The sequence below is a fragment of the Vibrio breoganii genome (assembly GCF_024346795.1).
GTDB classification, from domain to species: Bacteria; Pseudomonadota; Gammaproteobacteria; order Enterobacterales; family Vibrionaceae; genus Vibrio; species Vibrio breoganii.
This window is the reverse complement of record NZ_AP024865.1, coordinates 1,051,535-1,070,476: the sequence shown is the minus strand read 5'-3', so window position 1 is coordinate 1,070,476 and position 18,942 is coordinate 1,051,535. Positions and strand designations below refer to the sequence as shown.

Annotated in this window: 20 protein-coding genes; 8 read left to right on the top strand and 12 right to left on the bottom strand. The window is 46.1% G+C overall.

Going from position 1 to position 18,942, the window contains the following annotated elements:
• Positions 1-32 precede the first annotated feature (32 nt).
• From OCU35_RS17775 to yccS, 4 genes are all read right to left on the bottom strand, one after another.
• Positions 33-1,028, bottom strand: coding sequence for an HlyD family secretion protein (locus OCU35_RS17775; RefSeq protein ID WP_017029883.1), 996 nt, complete (start codon positions 1,026-1,028; stop codon positions 33-35).
• 164 nt (positions 1,029-1,192) lie between these two features.
• The gene (gene glpD / locus OCU35_RS17770; RefSeq protein ID WP_261826113.1) at positions 1,193-2,785 is read right to left on the bottom strand and encodes a glycerol-3-phosphate dehydrogenase; all 1,593 of its coding nucleotides are present in this window, start codon (positions 2,783-2,785) and stop codon (positions 1,193-1,195) included.
• Positions 2,786-2,996: 211 nt separating this feature from the next.
• Complete coding sequence (locus OCU35_RS17765; protein WP_261826112.1) at positions 2,997-3,704, bottom strand: DUF2057 family protein; 708 nt, start codon at positions 3,702-3,704, stop codon at positions 2,997-2,999.
• Between the two features lie 9 nt (positions 3,705-3,713).
• On the bottom strand, positions 3,714-5,876 hold the full coding sequence (yccS, locus tag OCU35_RS17760; protein ID WP_261826111.1) for a YccS family putative transporter: 2,163 nt from the start codon (positions 5,874-5,876) through the stop codon (positions 3,714-3,716).
• Between the two features lie 207 nt (positions 5,877-6,083).
• Between yccS and helD the strand changes: the two genes are divergently transcribed.
• Positions 6,084-8,159: a DNA helicase IV gene (helD, locus tag OCU35_RS17755; RefSeq protein WP_102443862.1), complete on the top strand. Its 2,076-nt coding sequence runs from the start codon at positions 6,084-6,086 to the stop codon at positions 8,157-8,159.
• 1 nt (position 8,160) lies between these two features.
• On the opposite strand, the gene OCU35_RS17750 is transcribed toward helD, so the two are convergent.
• The gene (locus tag OCU35_RS17750; RefSeq protein ID WP_261826110.1) at positions 8,161-8,397 is read right to left on the bottom strand and encodes a hypothetical protein; all 237 of its coding nucleotides are present in this window, start codon (positions 8,395-8,397) and stop codon (positions 8,161-8,163) included.
• 298 nt (positions 8,398-8,695) lie between these two features.
• On the opposite strand from OCU35_RS17750, the gene OCU35_RS17745 reads away from it, so the two are divergent.
• Entirely contained in the window at positions 8,696-9,028 is a 333-nt protein-coding gene (locus OCU35_RS17745; RefSeq protein ID WP_240698211.1) for a hypothetical protein, read from the top strand.
• Between the two features lie 106 nt (positions 9,029-9,134).
• Positions 9,135-9,365, top strand: a complete 231-nt coding sequence (locus tag OCU35_RS17740) for a hypothetical protein (protein ID WP_017031979.1) — start codon at positions 9,135-9,137, stop codon at positions 9,363-9,365.
• 145 nt (positions 9,366-9,510) lie between these two features.
• Here OCU35_RS17740 and OCU35_RS17735 read toward each other — a convergent pair whose 3' ends face one another.
• The gene (locus OCU35_RS17735; protein WP_017031980.1) at positions 9,511-9,966 is read right to left on the bottom strand and encodes a methylglyoxal synthase; all 456 of its coding nucleotides are present in this window, start codon (positions 9,964-9,966) and stop codon (positions 9,511-9,513) included.
• Positions 9,967-10,111: 145 nt separating this feature from the next.
• On the opposite strand from OCU35_RS17735, the gene queC reads away from it, so the two are divergent.
• Positions 10,112-10,798, top strand: a complete 687-nt coding sequence (queC, locus tag OCU35_RS17730; RefSeq protein ID WP_102359542.1) for a 7-cyano-7-deazaguanine synthase QueC — start codon at positions 10,112-10,114, stop codon at positions 10,796-10,798.
• A gap of 59 nt (positions 10,799-10,857) precedes the next feature.
• Here queC and OCU35_RS17725 read toward each other — a convergent pair whose 3' ends face one another.
• Positions 10,858-11,040 carry a hypothetical protein gene (locus OCU35_RS17725; RefSeq protein WP_026012716.1) on the bottom strand — a complete coding sequence of 61 codons (183 nt, stop codon included), beginning with the start codon at positions 11,038-11,040 and terminating at the stop codon, positions 10,858-10,860.
• A gap of 233 nt (positions 11,041-11,273) precedes the next feature.
• On the opposite strand from OCU35_RS17725, the gene OCU35_RS17720 reads away from it, so the two are divergent.
• From OCU35_RS17720 to OCU35_RS17705, 4 genes are all read left to right on the top strand, one after another.
• On the top strand, positions 11,274-11,675 hold the full coding sequence (locus tag OCU35_RS17720; RefSeq protein WP_261826109.1) for a VOC family protein: 402 nt from the start codon (positions 11,274-11,276) through the stop codon (positions 11,673-11,675).
• A gap of 415 nt (positions 11,676-12,090) precedes the next feature.
• Positions 12,091-12,438, top strand: coding sequence for a helix-turn-helix domain-containing protein (locus OCU35_RS17715; RefSeq protein ID WP_017031988.1), 348 nt, complete (start codon positions 12,091-12,093; stop codon positions 12,436-12,438).
• 220 nt (positions 12,439-12,658) lie between these two features.
• Positions 12,659-13,615: a bile acid:sodium symporter family protein gene (locus OCU35_RS17710; RefSeq protein WP_390625328.1), complete on the top strand. Its 957-nt coding sequence runs from the start codon at positions 12,659-12,661 to the stop codon at positions 13,613-13,615.
• Between the two features lie 115 nt (positions 13,616-13,730).
• Complete coding sequence (locus tag OCU35_RS17705; protein WP_261825301.1) at positions 13,731-15,134, top strand: IS4 family transposase; 1,404 nt, start codon at positions 13,731-13,733, stop codon at positions 15,132-15,134.
• A gap of 27 nt (positions 15,135-15,161) precedes the next feature.
• Here OCU35_RS17705 and OCU35_RS17700 read toward each other — a convergent pair whose 3' ends face one another.
• From OCU35_RS17700 to OCU35_RS17680, 5 genes are read right to left on the bottom strand one after another with little or no spacing between them, the layout of a single operon-like run.
• The gene (locus OCU35_RS17700; protein WP_102430703.1) at positions 15,162-15,941 is read right to left on the bottom strand and encodes a heme ABC transporter ATP-binding protein; all 780 of its coding nucleotides are present in this window, start codon (positions 15,939-15,941) and stop codon (positions 15,162-15,164) included.
• Positions 15,941-17,005, bottom strand: a complete 1,065-nt coding sequence (locus OCU35_RS17695; protein WP_261826108.1) for a FecCD family ABC transporter permease — start codon at positions 17,003-17,005, stop codon at positions 15,941-15,943. The genes OCU35_RS17700 and OCU35_RS17695 overlap by 1 nt, the downstream gene beginning before the upstream one ends.
• 2 nt (positions 17,006-17,007) lie before the next feature.
• Positions 17,008-17,853, bottom strand: coding sequence for a heme/hemin ABC transporter substrate-binding protein (locus OCU35_RS17690; protein WP_261826107.1), 846 nt, complete (start codon positions 17,851-17,853; stop codon positions 17,008-17,010).
• On the bottom strand, positions 17,853-18,272 hold the full coding sequence (locus tag OCU35_RS17685; RefSeq protein ID WP_017031993.1) for an ExbD/TolR family protein: 420 nt from the start codon (positions 18,270-18,272) through the stop codon (positions 17,853-17,855). The genes OCU35_RS17690 and OCU35_RS17685 overlap by 1 nt, the downstream gene beginning before the upstream one ends.
• Positions 18,269-18,940, bottom strand: a complete 672-nt coding sequence (locus OCU35_RS17680; protein WP_102472086.1) for a MotA/TolQ/ExbB proton channel family protein — start codon at positions 18,938-18,940, stop codon at positions 18,269-18,271. The genes OCU35_RS17685 and OCU35_RS17680 overlap by 4 nt, the downstream gene beginning before the upstream one ends.
• Positions 18,941-18,942: the final 2 nt, after the last annotated feature.

Genomic DNA, 18,942 nt, shown 5'->3' with positions numbered 1-18,942 from the left:
CCATCGTTTGAAGGGTGTTATTGTCTCCACCACTATTCTCCGGCTGTTGTATCCACGGTGACTTGAGTGCTTGAGCCAATTCGTAAGATAGGCTTGGTTGCAAGATCATCAGTGATCACAATTTTCACAGGAAAACGTTGGCCTATTTTTACCCAGTTTCCGGTGGCGTTTTCTGGAGGAAGCAGTGAAAAGCTAGTGCCACTAGCAGGAGAGATCTTGACAAGCTTTCCATGCCATACAACATCAGGATACATATCCACCTTAATACTGACGGGCTGGCCTTCAGAAAGGCGAGGCATTTGCGATTCTTTGAAGTTCGCTTGTACCCATTGTCCATACTGCTTCACTACTGGAAACAATGGCTGGCCTGTTGCAACGAAGGTGCCTAGGTGGATTTTTACGTCACCGACATAGCCATCAAAGGGAGCGCTAATCTCGGTATAGCTAAGGTCAAGTTCTGCTTTTGCTAGACGTGCAGCAGTCTGTTGAACGGCCGCCGATTCATCGCCCTTACCACCTTGCGCATCAATGGCTTGTTGTAATGATGCTTGTGCGGCGTGCAAACGAGCTTGTGCGTCGGCAAGGTCAGTTCGGTCGGTATCCGCTTGTTGGATAGGAACTAGCTTCTTATCCACCAAAACTTGGGTACGTTTGTAAGTTTTTTGGGCGTTGAGTAGATTGGCCTTAGCCTCATTGAGTTGAGCGATTGCGGCATTGACACCAGACTCTTGAGACTTGTTTTGCTGTAGCGCAGCTTGGTAAGCCGCTTGCGCTTCTTTTACGGCGATTTGATAAGGCTGAGAATCGACAGAGATTAGATGGTCACCCATGTGAACAAACTGAAAGTCATCAACGGAGATTTTGGTGATGCGACCTTGAACCAATGGGGCAATAGAAACGGTCTTTCCATGCACATAGGCATTGTCAGTCGAAGGGTGCAGGTCACTGTAATGCCAGTAGTAAGCGACGCCACCACCGATTGCAAATAGCACGATTGCTGCGATATACCCTTTGATGTATTTCTTCATGGTCCACCCGAATTTGTCGCATCATGTTTTATGATGATCTGAAGGGTTAGACTATATGCTCTAATTTGAGGGTTTTATATGCGAAAAAGTGCACACTTACTTTCAGTTTCTGTGTGTTCAAGTACCGCATATCTCAATGCGGTACTTGTTATGGCGAATCGGTGCTAGAGATTTAATTGTGTTGAAACGGTTGTTTCCCCATTGCTATTAATATCCATGGATTGCTGGCTATTTTGTTCCTTATTGAGCAAATAACGCTCAAGAGCATCCACTTCTACCTGTGACATCTCCAAGTATAATTTGGTGCGTCGATAGAGGATATCTTGGGCAGAGTGGGCGAACTCATGTTCAAACAAATAGTCCACCTCGGCCGCATACAGTTGCGCTGAAAAGCGTTTACCTAGGTCTTGTTCTTCGCGCAATGAATGAGCGATGATCAGTGCACGAGTGCCATAAATACTTACCCAACGTTGGATGATTTCTTGGCTTACAAAGGGGGCAAGTTCAGTAAATTGCGCAAGTAGATCTTGTTTATCAAACTGTTCTGCACCCGGTAAAAGGGTGTCTTCGGTTGTGCAGGGGGGCATCTCAGGAAAGACGCGTTCTAGCTTACCTAGCGCCGCATTCGCCAACTTTCTATAGGTAGTAAGCTTTCCACCAAATACCGATAATAAAGGCGCAGTTTCTAGGGAGTGCTGCAGGGTGAGGGTGTAATCTCTGGTGATGGCCTGAGGGGAGTCAGATTCATCATCGCAAAGAGGTCGTACCCCACTAAAGCTGGATATGATGTCGTCTTTGAATGTGGTGTGCTTAAAGTGTTGGTTGACCACGTCTAATAGGTAGTCTATTTCATCATCAGAAATGGTGACTTTACGGGGATCGCCTTTGTATTCAACATCGGTAGTGCCTATCAGAGAGTATTTATCTAAATAAGGAATAACGAAAACAATGCGTCCATCTTGGTTTTGCAAGATATAAGCAAATTCTTGAGAATAGATTTTCGGAACTATGATGTGCGAACCCTTGATAAGGCGGATGCCCATAGGAGATTTGGTTTGCACCGTATCGGTAATGAACTGCTTAACCCATGGCCCAGTGGCATTGACGACACAATAAGAGCGACGAGTTAGACGCTCACCGGTTCGATGATCGAGAAGCTTAACGGTCCATATCTTATCTTGTTGGGTTACAGAAACGACCTCGCAGTAGTTTCTCACTTCAGCCCCATTTTCTTTGGCTTGCATAGCATTCAGGACCACCAATCTTGCATCATCCACCCAGCAATCAGAGTATTCAAAGCCAACCTTAAATTCGTCATACATGATGCCGTCATCGCTTAGGGAAACCTTACAAGAAGCGGGCAGTGAGTTGCGCGTGCTGAGGTAATCGTACAAGTACATTCCGGTGCGAATCATCCAAGCAGGACGAAGAAAAGGGCGGTGAGGCAGGCGAAATCTCATCGGTCTTGCTATATGAGGGGCTTTTTTAAGAATAACTTCACGCTCGGCCAGCGCTTCTGAAACTAAGCGAAACTCGTAGTGTTCTAGGTAGCGCAAACCGCCATGAATCAGTTTGGAACTGGCAGAGGAGGTCGCACTGGCAAAGTCTTTGGCTTCAAATAGGGCGGTAGACAGGCCTCTTGAGACGGCATCGGCTGCAATACCAACACCGTTGATACCACCGCCAACCACAATAATATCGAGAATCTGCGATTCGTTGTGGTCGTGTTGTAATCGCTCTGATCGTGCTTGGTTCATTAGCTAACTACCCCATGAGAACGTTTACACTTTTAACTCGAAAAGTGTCAAATACTAGTTTGAGTTTATACGTATAGCTTAAGACATTGCGATTAAGGAAATGGAGAAGTTTGGGCGATTTTCATGGTTTTGTATGAAAATCGCCCAGAATTGAGAGAGGAGTCTCTATTTTGAGGTGTTAGACTCCAACTCTTGACTGCAGGAGTCGGTATTACTGGCTGTTCACGTAGGCTTTAAAGCGCGCTTTGGTTGCATCGTCGGCCTTGCCGTACCAGAACATCAGCATCTCTTCTTCAGTGGTCGCTGTTGTTGTCTCTGGTAGTTGCGTTGGCGTTGCATTCGTTGTTGCTGTTTCAGCAACAGGTACTACGGTAACTGTCTGTCCAGAGGCTTGTGCTGCTGTTACTGCGGCATATGCAGCGCTATTGGTGGTTGCAATGGCAGCTGCGCCACCCGCGGCATTGAACTTAATCATCTCGGTTTCGTAATCACGACCAATTTGCATGCCTTCATGGACCAGCTTGTCTTGGGTCATCTCTATGGTTTGGTTAGACTCGTTCACCAATTTCCAATCAGGGTTGTTATTGAATCTTTGTGCTTCACGGATGTTGCGGTACTTAGGAAATTCAAACTCTAGATTTTCGTTCTCAGCGGTAAACTTCGCCACAATAACGTCAGAGTTCATTTTTTCGAACTCTTGGCCTTGTTTAAAGCTAGGAACGTAGCGAAATACGATCTGGTTTTCGCCGTCAGGTAGAATTGCTGTAGAGCTTGATGAGAAGAACCCACCGTCAATCTCAGGTTCTGTGCCGTTGACAAGTAGTAAGTCAACATCCTCAGGAAGACCGATGGTGACCTCTGCAAATGCAGGTGCAGTCAGTGATAGTGCTAGTCCGGTTAGCAAAATTTTCTTGTACATAGAGCTTCTCTAAAGTTTTGGGTCTAAGACCAATTTTGATTTTGAAAAAGTTTGGCTGAGTATTTTTATCTCTGGCAACATTCTGTGGATCAAGTGCAGTTGTTGCAAGATCATCTGTGCAGATGTGCCATCACTCTCACGCCATTGTGATAGTTTGTGTTGGATATGATTGGTATCGAACACTTTTTCATCGAAGGGTTCATCACGCAAAGCCTTCTCAATAGCATCGAGCTTAACATGAATCTCCTGATATGCATCAATTACTAGCTTGTGCGTTGTCGCATCACTGAGCTGTGTTCTGTGTGCGCCCAGTGCAGAGACGTAACTGAGTAGGGCATGGTTTAAGGTCAAGAAGCGAAAACTCTCGTTGACGGCATGCTGATATTTACCAGGTTCGGCGAGCATATTGCTAATCGCTGCGCTCAGGTTCGCGTCATGACTATGAGCAGCACGGCGAGCGATGCGGTAGTTGAGGTCGTCGGTTTTTCCTAGTCGATACTGAGCGATAATCTGAGCGAGGTAATTTCCGTTGGCTTTAATTGCCTGTCCCATAAGAGAGGGCAATTTCTTGGCTTGCCAATCAGGCAGAATGAAGTAGACCGCGCCTGCGGCCAGTAGGCTTCCTATCAGGGTATCAATCAATCTTGGGACAATCACCGCATATCCGGCTCCAAGTTGAGAGAATAAAAACAGCACCAGTACGGTAATAATTGCCGTCGCATAAGCGTAGTTTTGCAGCCTAAACGCAAAGAAGAGCACGCTGGAAATGACAATAACAAACAGTTGCCCTTCCACTTCAGGGATAAGAGAGAGCATCACGACGCCAAGGATCAATCCGGCAAAGGTGCCACTGATCCTATGAAATAGCTTTTGTTTGGTGGAGCTAAAGTTACGCTGACAGACAAATAAGGTGGTCAGCAGTATCCAGAACCCATGCTCAATGGAGAATAATTCAATGATGCCATAACCAACGGTGAGTGCCGTTGCGAGCCTTATGGCGTGGCGAAATAGCACTGATGAAGGGGAAAGACTGTCGTTAATTCGCTGCCACATCTGTTTGGCGGTATGCGCGGTTCTATCATCCAGCACATGATCAAACGATTGTGCATCAGGGTTGTTAACGTTATTCAGCAATCTATCGACCGTACACAAGTTATTGAATAGGTACTGAAGCTGAGCTAAAGATTGTTGCCACTCAGGGTTACGTTGCTCAATGAGGTGAGTCATTGCACCTTGCAGTTCATCCAAGGCGATAACCGACTCCTGACTGCGCTTATAAGGCTGGTTCAGCCTTAGGGATTCCGCTATATATTCGCACTCTTTGGCGTAGGACTGAATGAGGTGCTTGAATCGAAATAGCACATCTGAGCGTTCAAAATGCAGTGCAAGGTCTTGATAGCGGTAGTGACTGGAACTGAGTCTTTCATGCATATCTTGGGCAAGAAAGTAGATACGCAAAAATCGGTCACTAGGGCCATCGACATGCCCTTTCTTTGAGCGCTTTAACAGGGTGTCACGGCATAGCTCTAATGCTTCTACCGTGTTTGCATTAAGCTTTGCTTCCTCAATGCGCATCGGCTGAGGCGCAAGGCCTGTTGTCGGGTGAAAAAGGCGACTTTTTGTATCCAGGTAGCGCGATAGCTGGTGGAAGGTCTGCGAAAGACTCAGCTGAACGGGCTGCATTGGCCACAGGCTTTGCCATATTAAAGAGAGCAAATAGTACCAAGCTGCACCTAGTAACAACAGGATTGGCTGACTCCAAATATCGGTACTTTCGCTGGCCCCCAACATGGTATAGATGGCGATCAGCAATGAACCAAAGGCGATGCTCGCATAGCGCGGACCAATGGCGCCTAGCATGATAAAAGTGAAGGTTGAAATGAATAACCCCACGGCAAAAGCAAGGGGATAAGGGTAGAGCACCTCGATGGAAATACTCGCAATCGCAAAACAGATAAAGGTTAGGGTGAGTGCTTTTAAACGTCCCCAGAAGTTGTCGTCAGTTTCCGCAAGAGCGGCTGCGATGACGCCAAGAACCAATGGTGTAATGAGAGTATATTGACCTAGATACCAACATGGCAGTACGACGCCTAACATGGTGACTAGGATGAGAAGGCTGTAGTTAATCGTTTTATTCGCCCAATATTGGCGAAGTGTGGCAGAAGTGTTCACAGAGTTTTAGGCTAGCCTTTTATAATATCTTGTTACTTTACACAGGGTTAATGTGATTTGCACTCAATTGAGAGGCGACTGTGCGTGCGATCTTACTGAACTTTCAAAGAAAAACCTAAAAATTACCTACCGCTTAATGCGCTCATTGGATTAATCATAGTAAACTGAAGCGGTTCAACCCGAAATCTTAAGGACAAGTACGCTAACATGCAGTTGCAAGCCACCCCGTCAGCTCGTTTTTTCTTACAAGACGAATACTTTGATATCAAGCTAGAGAAGGATCAGTTGGTTCTTACCTCTCGAGAGAATCAAACCTCGATTCCTTTTTCGGAATGGAGCGGTAAAACCTCCATTGAGCGTGGCTTAGTATGGGGAAGCATTACCTTTTATGGCTACCAGCAACAGCAAGCTGATGAAGCGGTGCAAAACGCCTGGCAGATCCAGGGGTTATCTTGGGGAAAGGCCAAGTCATTTGGCCGAACTGCCGTTCAGTATTATGAGAAGTGGCACCGCCTGCAATGTCGTCAGCTGAACCTCTACTTGCCTAAGTGGCAACAAAAACTGCAATTACTGCGTCAGAAGCCCGCGTACCTTGCACACTCCGAGTGGCGTTCTTGGCAAGAGATGGTGCATGCTGATCTTGAAGAGATGAACATCAGCTTGAATGATGCAAACCAGCGCATGCCTGAAAATATGCAAGAGGTGAACCAATGGCTATGCCCTAAAGGGGACATGGTTAAGGAGCGTAATGAACTCTGGCTCACCAATGAAACTCAGAACTGGCAAGTGTTGTTTGCTCAAATTGAAAACTCTCCTCTAAATGCGTCTCAGCAAAAATCGGTCTTGCTAAATAACGATCACAACTTGATCTTAGCGGGAGCGGGTACCGGTAAAACCAGCGTACTTATGGCTAGAGTGGCGTATCTATTGCAAAGTCATCAAGCCCAAGCTGAAGATGTTGCCCTGCTCGCGTTTGGCAAAGATGCTGCCACGGAGATGTCACAGCGCCTATCGAACAAAATAGGTGTGACGTCGCAAAAGGTGAATGTAAGTACCTTCCATAAGATGGCGCTGCATATTATCCAACATGTGGAAGGCAGCCCGGCGAAGGTGAGTTCACTGGCATCTGAGAGCAAGCAAAAGCAGCAGTGGTGCGCACAATGGCTAAAAGAACACTGGACTAACGCCACGAATTTTAAACGCTGGCAAAAACATCTATCACAATGGCCTATTGCCTATCTGAAGGGAGATGTGGACCTTGGTAGCCAGTTTGAAAACCCGAAATTGATCGCTTGGCTTGATCAACAGTTGGATCAACTGTGCTCGATGAGTGTCACCAAGAAATCCATTCAACAGCAGATTATTGAGCATCCTGAGTATTCGCGTCTTAATAGTGAACTGCAGTTGGTGTGGCCTTGTTATCAAGCGTGGAAACAGTACTTAAAAGAACAAGGTGAATTGGATTTCCATTCAATGATAGAAAAAGCCACGCAGTATGTGTCTAAGAATCGATTTAAGGCTCCATGGCGCTACTTAATGGTGGATGAGTATCAAGATATTTCTCCTGCGCGCTTAGCGTTAGTTGAAGCGATTGTGAATCAACCCTGCGAGCAAGGAAGACGCTCGTTATTTGCCGTTGGCGATGACTGGCAGTCTATTTATCAGTTTGCTGGCTCAGATGTAAACCTGACTACTGGCTTCCTTGAGCGCTTTCCAGATGCGGCGACGCACCATCTCGATACCACCTATCGTTTCAATTCTCAGATTGCGGACGTGGCGGGCGAGTTTATACTGCAAAACCCTCTGCAGCTCACTAAAACCCTCACCGCACACAAGCAGCAAAAACAAAAAGCGGTGTCAGTGGTTGCCGAAGCTAAGCTAGAGAAAACACTGCAACGTGTGAACAACACTCACAAGCCCTTGTCGGTTTTAGTGCTTGGGCGCACTCACAAAGATAAGCCGAGCAAGCTTAAGCAATGGCAATCGGAGTACAGCAACCTCGAATTTAGTTTTATGACCTGTCACTCGAGTAAAGGAAAAGAGGCTGATGTTGTACTTCTGATGGGAGTGAATGAGCATAACTTCCCACAAAAAGAGCGAGCACCGCATCTGGATGTCGCACTTAAATCAAGTAACGAATCTTTCCCGTTTGCAGAAGAACGCCGTTTGTTTTATGTGGCTCTAACTCGTGCAAAACAAGAGGCTATAGTGAGTTACGATCTTCAACCATCACCGTTTATCACAGAGCTACTTGAAGGCTCTTATGCGGTGAAAAAGAAGTAAGTCACTTTTTACTGCCAAAGAATGATGTTAATGAACGGGCGGTAGTCTTTTTGCCGTCTTGATAAGCATCTAGTGGGTTGGAGTCTCGACCAGATAACCAAAGTCCACCATGTACTATCGCTGTAAACAGAGAAATGACCGCGACTCCCATTGCAATGAGTCCGAGAATGTCGAAGTAAACCATAACCAGAGAAAAGGCACATAGGGTTAGGGATATTAGTGTTATCTTTTTACTCATAGTGACCTCAAACATTCTTTATTGAACACTCAGTGTAACAGTCAGATTTTGAGGGTATTTTGAGCAAAGTCATAAGAGCTGATACTATATCTTCTCCCTTCTAAACAAGAATTTAAAAGCGGGTGGGCATATTCGAAAATCTAGCGTTTATCTTGTTCTTGGCTTTGTGATGCTCGCTCTAGCGACGTTGTTCTCATTGGCGTCCAATCAAAGTCTGCCTTCCGCATCTGAGTTAAGGTTCCGCTCAGGACAACTCAGTTCACTGAAGTATCTTACTCCTGTAAAAGGGAGCAAGTCGATGCGCCTACAACTGATTGACGGTAGTTGGTTTCAATACTCTTCTAAAGCAGGTGATATTGAGAATGTCTACCAGGCATTGCAGCGTAACGACGGAGAGCTTTTGCAGGTCGGATATGTCAATGGGTTTAGTGGGTCTCCGGTTGGTGATGAACGCCAGTTTCATAACGTACTTTCTTTACAAATTGGCGCTCAAACAGTCAGAAGCTATCAACAAATTGAAAACGCATGGCAGAGTGACAATCATTTTGGGGTGATGGTGAGTAAGGGACTTTTCATCGGCAGCACCTTGCTTCTATTATTCGGTGGCGCTGGTCGTTTTCGAGGTCAATAATGCCTAAATCTCTGCATTTGATAAAAATGGAAGAGGAACAATTGAAAGTTGTAACTACAATATAGGGGCGCACACAGCTTAAACAGTGTTTAAGAAGGAGGTTCCAATGAACCTAAAAGTCATCATCATATTGTCTTTATTGCTGGCGATTATTTATCTGGGGTTCAACAGTAATATCCCAGCTCTGAATGCTTTCAAAAACTTTATTACGGGTAGTTTCACCACCGAAGTTGCGGAGAACCGCGCAGGCACTAGCAACGATAATCGACGCAAGCGACCCGCCCCTGAGCCTTATGAAGAAGATACGGAAGTGGATGCCAATATTTACGTTGAATAGAAGTATTCTGTAATGAGTAGATATTATTAAGCCACCTTCAACTAGAAATAGTTATCTAGGTGGCTTAATGGAGAAAGTCTTACTCAAAGGTAGTGAGGGCTGAACTTTGGTAACTATTCCTCTAGGTGCGGTCCGCTTCGGTCCGCTAGGTACGTTTAGCGAGGTAAGACTCATAGTCTGGGATAGCGATCTCTACTTCTTCACCAATCAAAGAAGAGTCAAATAGGAATCGCGCGGTAGCACGGTTGGTGGCTACAGGAATATTCCATACGCTCGCGATACGAAGCAGTGCTTTTACGTCAGGATCGTGTGGGGCTGCGTTCAACGGGTCCCAGAAAAAGATCATCACATCAATCTTACCTTCTGCAATCATCGCACCTAACTGCTGATCGCCTCCCATAGGGCCACTGATCAGGCTTTTAATTTCTAGACCTGTTTCACGACTAAGTAGATGGCCGGTTGTGCCAGTTGCATACAAAGTATGCTTCTCTAGCTTTTGTAGGTTTTCTTTGGTCCAGTGAAGGAGTTCTTTTTTGTAGTGGTCGTGAGCTACTAGGGCTACGTGCTTACGAGCCTGCATAGTACGGGTAGTTTTTTCCATGGTTTATATACCTAATTTTTGTTGTCGTTTTATCAGATATTACCATTACTCTTATTAACTGTGGGGACAGATTTAAAAATTTGTTTTCCCTGATAAATTTGGTAGATTGTGCGCGATTAACTCAATGTCAGTGAAAGGAATAAGTATGAACAAAGCGGTCGTTATCTTTAGTGGAGGTCAAGACTCTACAACGTGCCTAGTGCAAGCGCTCACACAATTTGATGAGGTGCATGCGATTACTTATGACTATGGTCAGCGTCATCGTCAAGAGATTGAGATTGCTCAGAAGCTAGCAAAGAAGCTAGGCGCAAAAGCACACAAGGTAATGGATGTAACATTGCTTAATGAATTGGCGGTGAGCTCTTTGACTCGAGACGATATCCCTGTTTCCCACGACCTTGGCGAGAATGGGCTACCAAACTCTTTTGTACCTGGACGCAATATCCTATTTCTAACGCTAGCAGGCATCTACGCCTATCAAGTCGGAGCAAAGACCCTGATCACCGGTGTCTGTGAAACAGATTTCTCGGGCTACCCAGATTGCAGGGATGAGTTTGTGAAGGCGATGAACGCAGCGCTTTCTCTGGGAATGGATTACGCACTAGACGTTAAGACTCCGCTAATGTGGCTAAACAAGGCGGAAACATGGGCAATGGCGGACCACTATGACGCATTAGAGATGGTGAGGGATGAAACCTTGACCTGTTACAACGGCATCGTTGGTAGCGGTTGTGGGGATTGCCCTGCTTGTGATTTAAGAGCAAAAGGCCTTGCTGAGTATCAAGACAATGCCGATGAAGTCATGACGTCTTATAAGCAGAAATCGCAGTAAGAATTGAAAAGGCTCCGACATAACGTAGGAGCCTTCATTTGTGTTTTATACATAATGTCCTAATAATCATCCTCAGTTAAACGTCCTTCGATTGCGTAAGGGTCGTCTTCGAATACGTGATTTGCTCTTCCTCTAAGAGTCTCCAGTTGTTGCTCCAACATGTCCATCGTTTCAAAATTTCCCTCTGAGCAGGCAATGTAAATTTGTTGCTCGAGATCTTCTATTCTGTCGCGTACGGTCATCATAATCGCCTCCCTAGGTATGCAGTGTTTATGCTTACGAGCGGCTTACTCAATTGGCTCACCATGAAGATCATTAATCTTCACTTTCAACAAACGAGTCATACTCTGACTTTCAACGGAATTATAGTTCATAAAATAACCAGTAATGTTGTGCGTAGAGAGGACGGTATTAAGATCTAGCGCTAAGCTTTTGACTCTACTAAAAAAGAAAATTAACAAATTTTAGTGAGACAATGATGATAGAGATCCAAGGTATTGATCACGTGGTTTTGCGCTCAACCCAAGTGGAAAGCATGCTATCGTTCTACTGTAACGTTCTTGGATGTGAGGTAGAAAGGCGTCTTGTTGAGGAGGGACTCACCCAGCTTCGAGCAGGCAATGCGCTGATAGACATTATTGATGTTGATAGCCCACTGGGGAAGCTTGGTGGTAAGCCACCGCAACAAAACGGGCGCAATATGGATCACTTTTGCCTGCAAATAGCGCCAATCAATCAACAACAGTTACTCGCATACCTGCGTAATCATGACGTCGATATCTTGCCTGATGCAATTCGTTACGGGGCGACGGGGTTAGGTTGGTCTTTATATGTGCACGATCCAGAGAAGAATGTGGTTGAGCTTAAGCCTGTTTAGCTGTCTTTTGAATACAAGTTGAGCTCGAGAGCACTCGTCATGCTCGAATGTTTTTCTGGGCCAGCACTCTGGTCGAGCATCGGTTTCAATAAAAGGTCCCCGATAAAAACCTTCGGGGACGACGGTTAGCGATCGCTCGAACACCAATGCTTGTGTATGAAAGTCAGCTATGTGCCCACTAAGATCCTGAATCAAGTTCAGGATGACGAACCTTTTGGCTGGTGCTAGTGAAGCTCAACTCTGTTGATCCGTACGGCCTAGATCCAAACTTATTCAGCAGGGGAATTATTGCAGCCTTGACAGATAACTGTGTGCAATCTGTCACTGTGCAAACAGTAAGCTAACGCATTATTGACATAACAGTAGGTGGCAAAAGAGACACTATCTCTATGAGAAATTTACCCCGTTAAGCCCGATGGAATTTACTGAACAAGACAGAGCTGCCCTCTACGAAACATGGATGTCCCAAAAAGCCAAAATGCGTCTAACGCAAATGGAGATCTCCCGAAAACTAGGAGTATCTCAGGCTGAATTTGGACAATTACTTCGTGGTCGTGCGCCCTTAACCTACCCATTTGTTACTCGCTTTTGTGAGTACCTAAAGGTTGACGCCGCTTATGCGATCCCATCACTACGAGTCAACGTCACTGTTGAAAACAGCGTGGTTACCTTGTGTTCTAGAATGTCTGTCGATGGAGACATCAGAAACGTGTACGTTGATGGTAATCAAGTCGTCGTAGAATACGAACACCGTATTTGCTAACGCGCTTATTAACGCACTAGTGAAGGCAAGCTATTAGGCTTGCCTTTTTCTTTTCCCTATTCCTTCCATTTGAGTTTTATACCCGTCTTTTTGATAGCGTAAGCAGATCAAAATCGTTAGGATCAGTGTGTCCGGTATCGCCTGTAAAGGCTGCATTCAAACGATAAAAGTGTGTATGAGCATCATCAATAAATTTAAAAAAGAATGGTTTCTTGTAGGGATGGTAGTGGCCATCGTTTTAGCGGTGTTTACCCCAGATTTAGGAAAAAGTGGCGGGGTACTGCATCTTGATACCATTACCGTTTTAGGCATAGCCTTGGTTTTTTTCCTGCATGGCTTGGGGTTGTCGCCAAAAGCTATTGTTGAGGGGCTATCTAACTGGAAGCTACATCTCTATGTGCAGGGCGCCACCTTTGTCGCTTATCCGCTGTTGTGGGTGGTATTTGGTCAGGGGTTTATGGCCTATATGCCAGCAGCTTTGGCGTTTGGTTTCTGCTATCTATTTGTTTTGCCTAGTACTATTTCCTCTTCTGTGGCGATGACGGCAATAGGCAAGGGCAACCTTCCTGGCGCAATCTTCAACGCCTCACTGTCTAGTATCCTTGGCGTATTCATTACCCCACTGCTCATTCAAGTCTTCATGGGGTTGGAGGGTGCAGAACTTAATCTGATGGATTCAGTGATATCGATTTCTAAGATGTTGCTATTGCCGATGATACTGGGACAAGTTATGCGTCCATTACTTTTTGAGTGGACTCAAAAACACAAAGCGGTAGTGAACAAGCTAGACAAGTACGTGATTCTGTTGATTGTGTACAGTGCATTTTGTGACTCCATTGATCACGGCATCTGGAGTGACTTCTCGCCGATGCTACTGCTCGTCTCTGCACTGATTTGTTTGGCAGTGCTAATGGTGATGGTACACGGGATCCAGTGGGGTGCACGTAAGGTTGGGTTTACTCATCAAGATGAGGTGGCAGCGGTCTTCTGCGGCACTAAAAAAACCTTAGCGGCGGGAATTCCAATGGCCAAGGTTATCTTTGCTCACGACCCTAATTTGGGGATGATACTGCTACCCATCATGCTGTATCACCCTATTCAAATATTCTACTGCGCTATATTAGCAAACCGTTATGCCAAGGTGCCGTTGGAGCCGACTGAGGCTAAAGCGGGGTGATATCATTCTGAGAGCTGACAGCTTGAAGCTATCAGCCTGACTTTCATACACAAGTCTTGTTATCTAATCTCAGTGTGATCTAATACTTCTTTTAGCTTATTAGGTCACACTTTCTATGTTTACTTCCAACTCTGAGCACTGGGCTGAATTTATTTTTGGTCGTGCACAGCTTGGCGATCCTCGTCGCACTAACCGCCTGGTTAAAGTAGCCAGTGATCTAGCTAAAAACGCTGGTAAATCGGTGAGTCGTTCTTGTGATGACCCTGCCAGTATCGAAGGTGCTTACCGCTTCATTCGTAACGATAGTATCAGCCCCGAAGCCATTGCTGAGGCTGGGTACACTCAAACTGACGAGTTAGTTCGTCAGCGCCCTTTAGTCTTAGCACTCCAAGATACTACTGGTCTGAGCTACCGCCATTCTGTTTGTGAAGAACTCGGCGAAGTCAATTCAGGGAGCGACACCCGCCACAGTAATAAAGGACGAACACTCTATGCTCATTCCACATTGATGTTGGATGCTCAGAGTGAACAAGTGCTTGGGTTGGCTTATCAACATTATTGGTACCGACAAAGTAAGCAAGTACAACAAACCCATCAATTACAATGCAGAGAGCGTAGCGAAAAAGAGAGTTATAAATGGCAACATAATGTTGAACAACTCTCATCACGACTTGAAACACTCGACAATGTCATTGATGTTTGTGATCGCGAAGCGGATATGTACGAATACCTAGACTATCAAATCAGTCAAGGTCACCGTTTTGTCGTACGAGCAAGCGACAATCGACGCTTAGTCGGCTTTGATGAAAAGCTTTTTACAGTACTCGATGCCCTTGAACCAAGCGCTCACTACACCATAGATATTCAACAGAAAGGTGGACGTCGAGCGCGAACCGCAACGATAGCATTGAGTCATACATCGGTGACGTTGCAAAAGCCTCAACGCGCTAAAGCAGAAGCCACTATTACTGTAAATGCCGTGGTCTGCCAAGAAGTCGAACCCAACGGCGAAAAAGGTAAATTACGCTGGGTACTTTATACGACCGAACCAGTGACAACTCCCGAAGAAGCTCGTCAAATAGCTCGCTACTACGAACTAAGGTGGCGCATAGAGGAGTTTCATAAAATCTGGAAATCAGAAGGTACACAAGTAGAAAGATTGCGTATGCAAAGTCGTGATAATTTACGTCGTGTAGCCGTTATTCAAGCCTTTATCGCAGTACGTTTATTTCAGTTACGGGAACTGACGCAAAACAAGGAAGAGGCGAAGAATATTCCATGCACGGTTTATTTCAGTAACGTCAGTTGGAAAATACTATGGAAAGCGGCGCACAAAACTAAGCCAATACCAACAGAGCCCCCTTCACTGCATTGGGGATATTACGCCCTCGCCAAGTTAGGTCGCTGGCATGATAGTAAACGGAATGGTCGTGTGGGAGTTGTAGCATTATGGGATGGCTGGTTACAGCTAATGCAACTAGTCGAATCCTATGAAATGCTCAAAGGACTCGACTTGTGATCAAGAGACAGGCTATCAGCTCTAAGCTCAAGCTGCAGACAATATCACCGGATGCTTCTGCGTAGGGTGCGGGACTATTTGCGTTTTCCAGCGATAGACTTCTTCAATGGTTTGCGAGTTCAATACCTCCCATGGCGTGCCGTCAGCGACGATATTGCCGTGGTTCAATACCACGATTCTATCAGCGTATTGTGCCGCTAGGTTAAGGTCATGCAACACTGCCACAACGCAGGCGCCTGAATCCGCTTGCTCCTTGGCAAGCTTCAAGGTGTTGTGCTGGTGGCTCAAATCAAGTGCCGAGGTTGGCTCGTCAAGAAACAATACCTTGTTGTGCTTAACCGAATCTAATTGAGTGAGCACACGAGCAAAGTGGACTCGCTGCTTTTCTCCTCCAGATAAGCTTGGGTACAAGCGATCAGCTAGGGGGAGAACCCCGGTTAGATTCATTTTCTCTCTAGCAATACGACTTATCGCTTTTTGTCCCCCTGATAGGGTTAATCCGCCTAACTCCACCACTTCTTGTGCAGTGAAATTAAAGGTCAGTGAGCTAGATTGTGGCAATACCCCAAATTGCTTGGCGAGTGATTTCTTATCCCAATCTTGAGTGGGCTTTCCGAACAGAAAGTGCTGCCCTGTATAGGCCATCTCGTTACTGAGCGTTTTTAGCAGCGTACTCTTGCCTGTGCCATTAGGACCGAGAAACACGGTGAATTCATTGGGGTAAAACTCGATGTTTACCTTATCTAATATGGTTCTGTTGCCAATGCTGACGGAAATATCGGAGCACTGAACGGATGGTGTGCGCATTAGATTCGCCCCTTTTGTGAGATAAGTAGCCATAGGAAGAAAGGCGCCCCGAGGACTGCGGTAATAATGCCCACAGGGATCTCTAAAGGGGCGACTAGAATTCGCGATAGCATGTCAGAAATGAGTAGGAGTAACGCCCCAAGTACGGTTGCTAGAGGGATCAATACCTTGTGATTCGGACCTGCGATCATTCTTCCTAGATGGGGCACGATGAGACCGATAAAGCCTATCATCCCGGCAAGAGACACGGTCACGCCTACACCAGCAGCGGTAAGTAAGATCAAGCGACGTTTAAGTCGTTGTACGTCGATGCCTAGGTGACCCGCTTCAGCCTCACCAAGTAGCAAGGCGTTGAGGTTTGCAGACTCGCGGTAGAACAAAACACCAAGGATTAGCAAGACGATGCTGCCAAAGGCCACCCCAGCAAAGTTAGCACCCGCTAATGACCCCATCGTCCACAACGACAGATCGCGCAAGGCTTGATCGTCGGCATAATAGTTGAGAAGCCCTAACATTGCCCCAGACAGTGCGCCAATGGCGACACCTGCGAGCAGCATCATAGTCACAGAGGTACCGTTAGGTGATGTGCCCAACTGATACACCACAAGGGTCGTAATGGCGCCACCTAAAAAGGAAAAGATAGGCACGGTGCCAAACATCAAAAGGGCAGGATAGGTCGCGGCTAGAGACCCAAACACCACGATAGCTAACGCCGCGCCTAATGCCGCTCCTGCAGAGACACCGATAATTCCAGGGTCGGCTAGGGGATTGCGAAACAGCCCCTGCATAACGGTGCCACAGATAGCTAAGATACCGCCGATGGCGATAGCAAGCAGAGTGCGAGGCAGTCTCACTTGCTGCACTATCATGTTAACGTGTGCCGGCAATTCGGTGCTGGGCAGGCCTGGCATGGTGAAGTCAGGCAATAGGGCACTCATGCTCTGAGTAAAGCTGATATCCATAGGCCCAACACTGATTGAGAGTATGCTAGCAAGGTAAACCCCGAGCAGAGCGATACCCAGTAGTGCGGGTGTTGGCAATTTCAATGACGATGCGAAATTCATGATCAGTCGCGCTCAAACGTTTGGTGCAGTGATTGGCTTAACTCAACACTCTCAATACCAAAACCGCCAATAATGGCACTGCTTGGAATTGGAATGATCTTGTTGTCAGCCGCCGCTGGTGTGGCGGCTAATAGAGGAAACTTCTCGATAATCCCCTGCTGTCCGCCTAATGCATCCCACGTGCGCTGAGCCACCAAAATGTAGTCTGGTTGAACGCCCACAATAGCTTCAAATGACATCGACTTATAAGAGCTGAAATTACCATTGATTGGGTTGGTTGCGCCCGCTAACTCAATGATCTTGTCTATCGTCGTTTCAGAGCCAGCTACCGTTGCCGGTCTTCCTTCACTCAACATGGCAAAGATAGCTTTGGGTTGGTGTGTGGAGTCAAGATTCGACAAGGTCTCTATCTGTTGATGAAGGTCTTGTTTCAGTGCTCTAGCTTGTTCTTCTTTACCCGTTATTTTAGCAATGGCATCAATGCGCCCAGCTAGATCGGCTTCGCTATCCCCTGACGGAACGGTAATGACTTCGATGCCTGCGGATTTTAGTAGCTTTAAGGTGGAGTCCGGCCCCATCTCATGAGAACCAATAACATGGGTTGGATTTTGTGCCATTAATCCCTCAGCAGAGAGCTGACGATGGTAACCCACCTGAGGCAGTGAACCAGACTGATCAAAGTGGCGACTGGTTACATCAATGGCAACCAATTGCTCCTTCGCATCTAGGGCATACATAAGCTCAGTAATGCTAGACCCAACACTAATGATTCTATTTTGTTCGCCCGTTGAGTTAGCGAAAGCGGGTAGCGTGAAGATAAGGCTAAGTATTAAGAGGAACGGTTTCATTATTTACTCTCTTCCATGACGATATTGGTAGCGTCGATATTGTTGTTTTGAAGCCAAGCGAGAACCTTAAGCATGGACTCGACGTCGGCGGATTTATCCGGTGAGATAATCAAATCTCGCTTTGGTGATGTCTGTACCTGAAGTAATAGTTCACTAGTAAACGTTTCCCAGTTAGAGAAGCTAACGCCATCGATGGCCCACTTAGGCTCAGAGGCAAGAATATTAATGGCAATCACTTCTTTATCTTGATCGTTTAGAACCTGAGCGTCGTCTGTTTGGGGAATCGCCACATCCATGGTTTTGATGGTGATGTTTGCAGTTAACAGAAGAAACACCATGACAATGAAGATGATATCCAGCAAGGGTGTGAGATCAGGTGTAAATTCTTCATCAAACAAACTGGATTGCGATTTAATCATGCGACGACCTCTTCGCAGTTTTTAGCATTGTCTTGGCAGTCAATGTAGATGCCTTCGATGTGCAGATTGGTGTGGTTTAGGGTGTATTCGATCTTGGCTAGGGTTTTCTCTACCCACATGCTAAGCAGTTGTGCACCAGTAATGGCGGGTAGGGCGATTAACAAGCCAACCGCGGTTGTAGACATGGCTAAACCAAGACCATCGGCAAGAACCGCAGGAGAGATTGCCCCCGAGGTGTGCGCAAGTCCTTTAAACATATCAATCAAACCAAGTACGGTGCCTAACAAGCCGATTAAAGGGCTGATTACACCGATAATGGATAAGATACGTATCCCTGATTTGTATTGCTGACGCTTTTTAAACAACCAAATGCTCACCGCTTCTTCACGCAATTCTTTGGTAAAGCTGCGGTGACCAAGAAGCATGCGCATCGCTTGATAGATGATGGTTTTTCCCTGTAAATCTTGCTCTATAAACTGTTCAACTTGCGCTGAATTGGAGAAGTTTATGTGGTGTACCTTGGAGAGAATCTGCGTGGTATGAGTTCGTCCATTAACCAACATGAAAAGGGTGCGTTCAATAATGAGCATCAGAGTAAGGGCTGAGAGTATCGTCAGCGGTATGGTCATCATTCCGAGTTGGCCGTGAAGCGTTATCAAGATTTGCATAG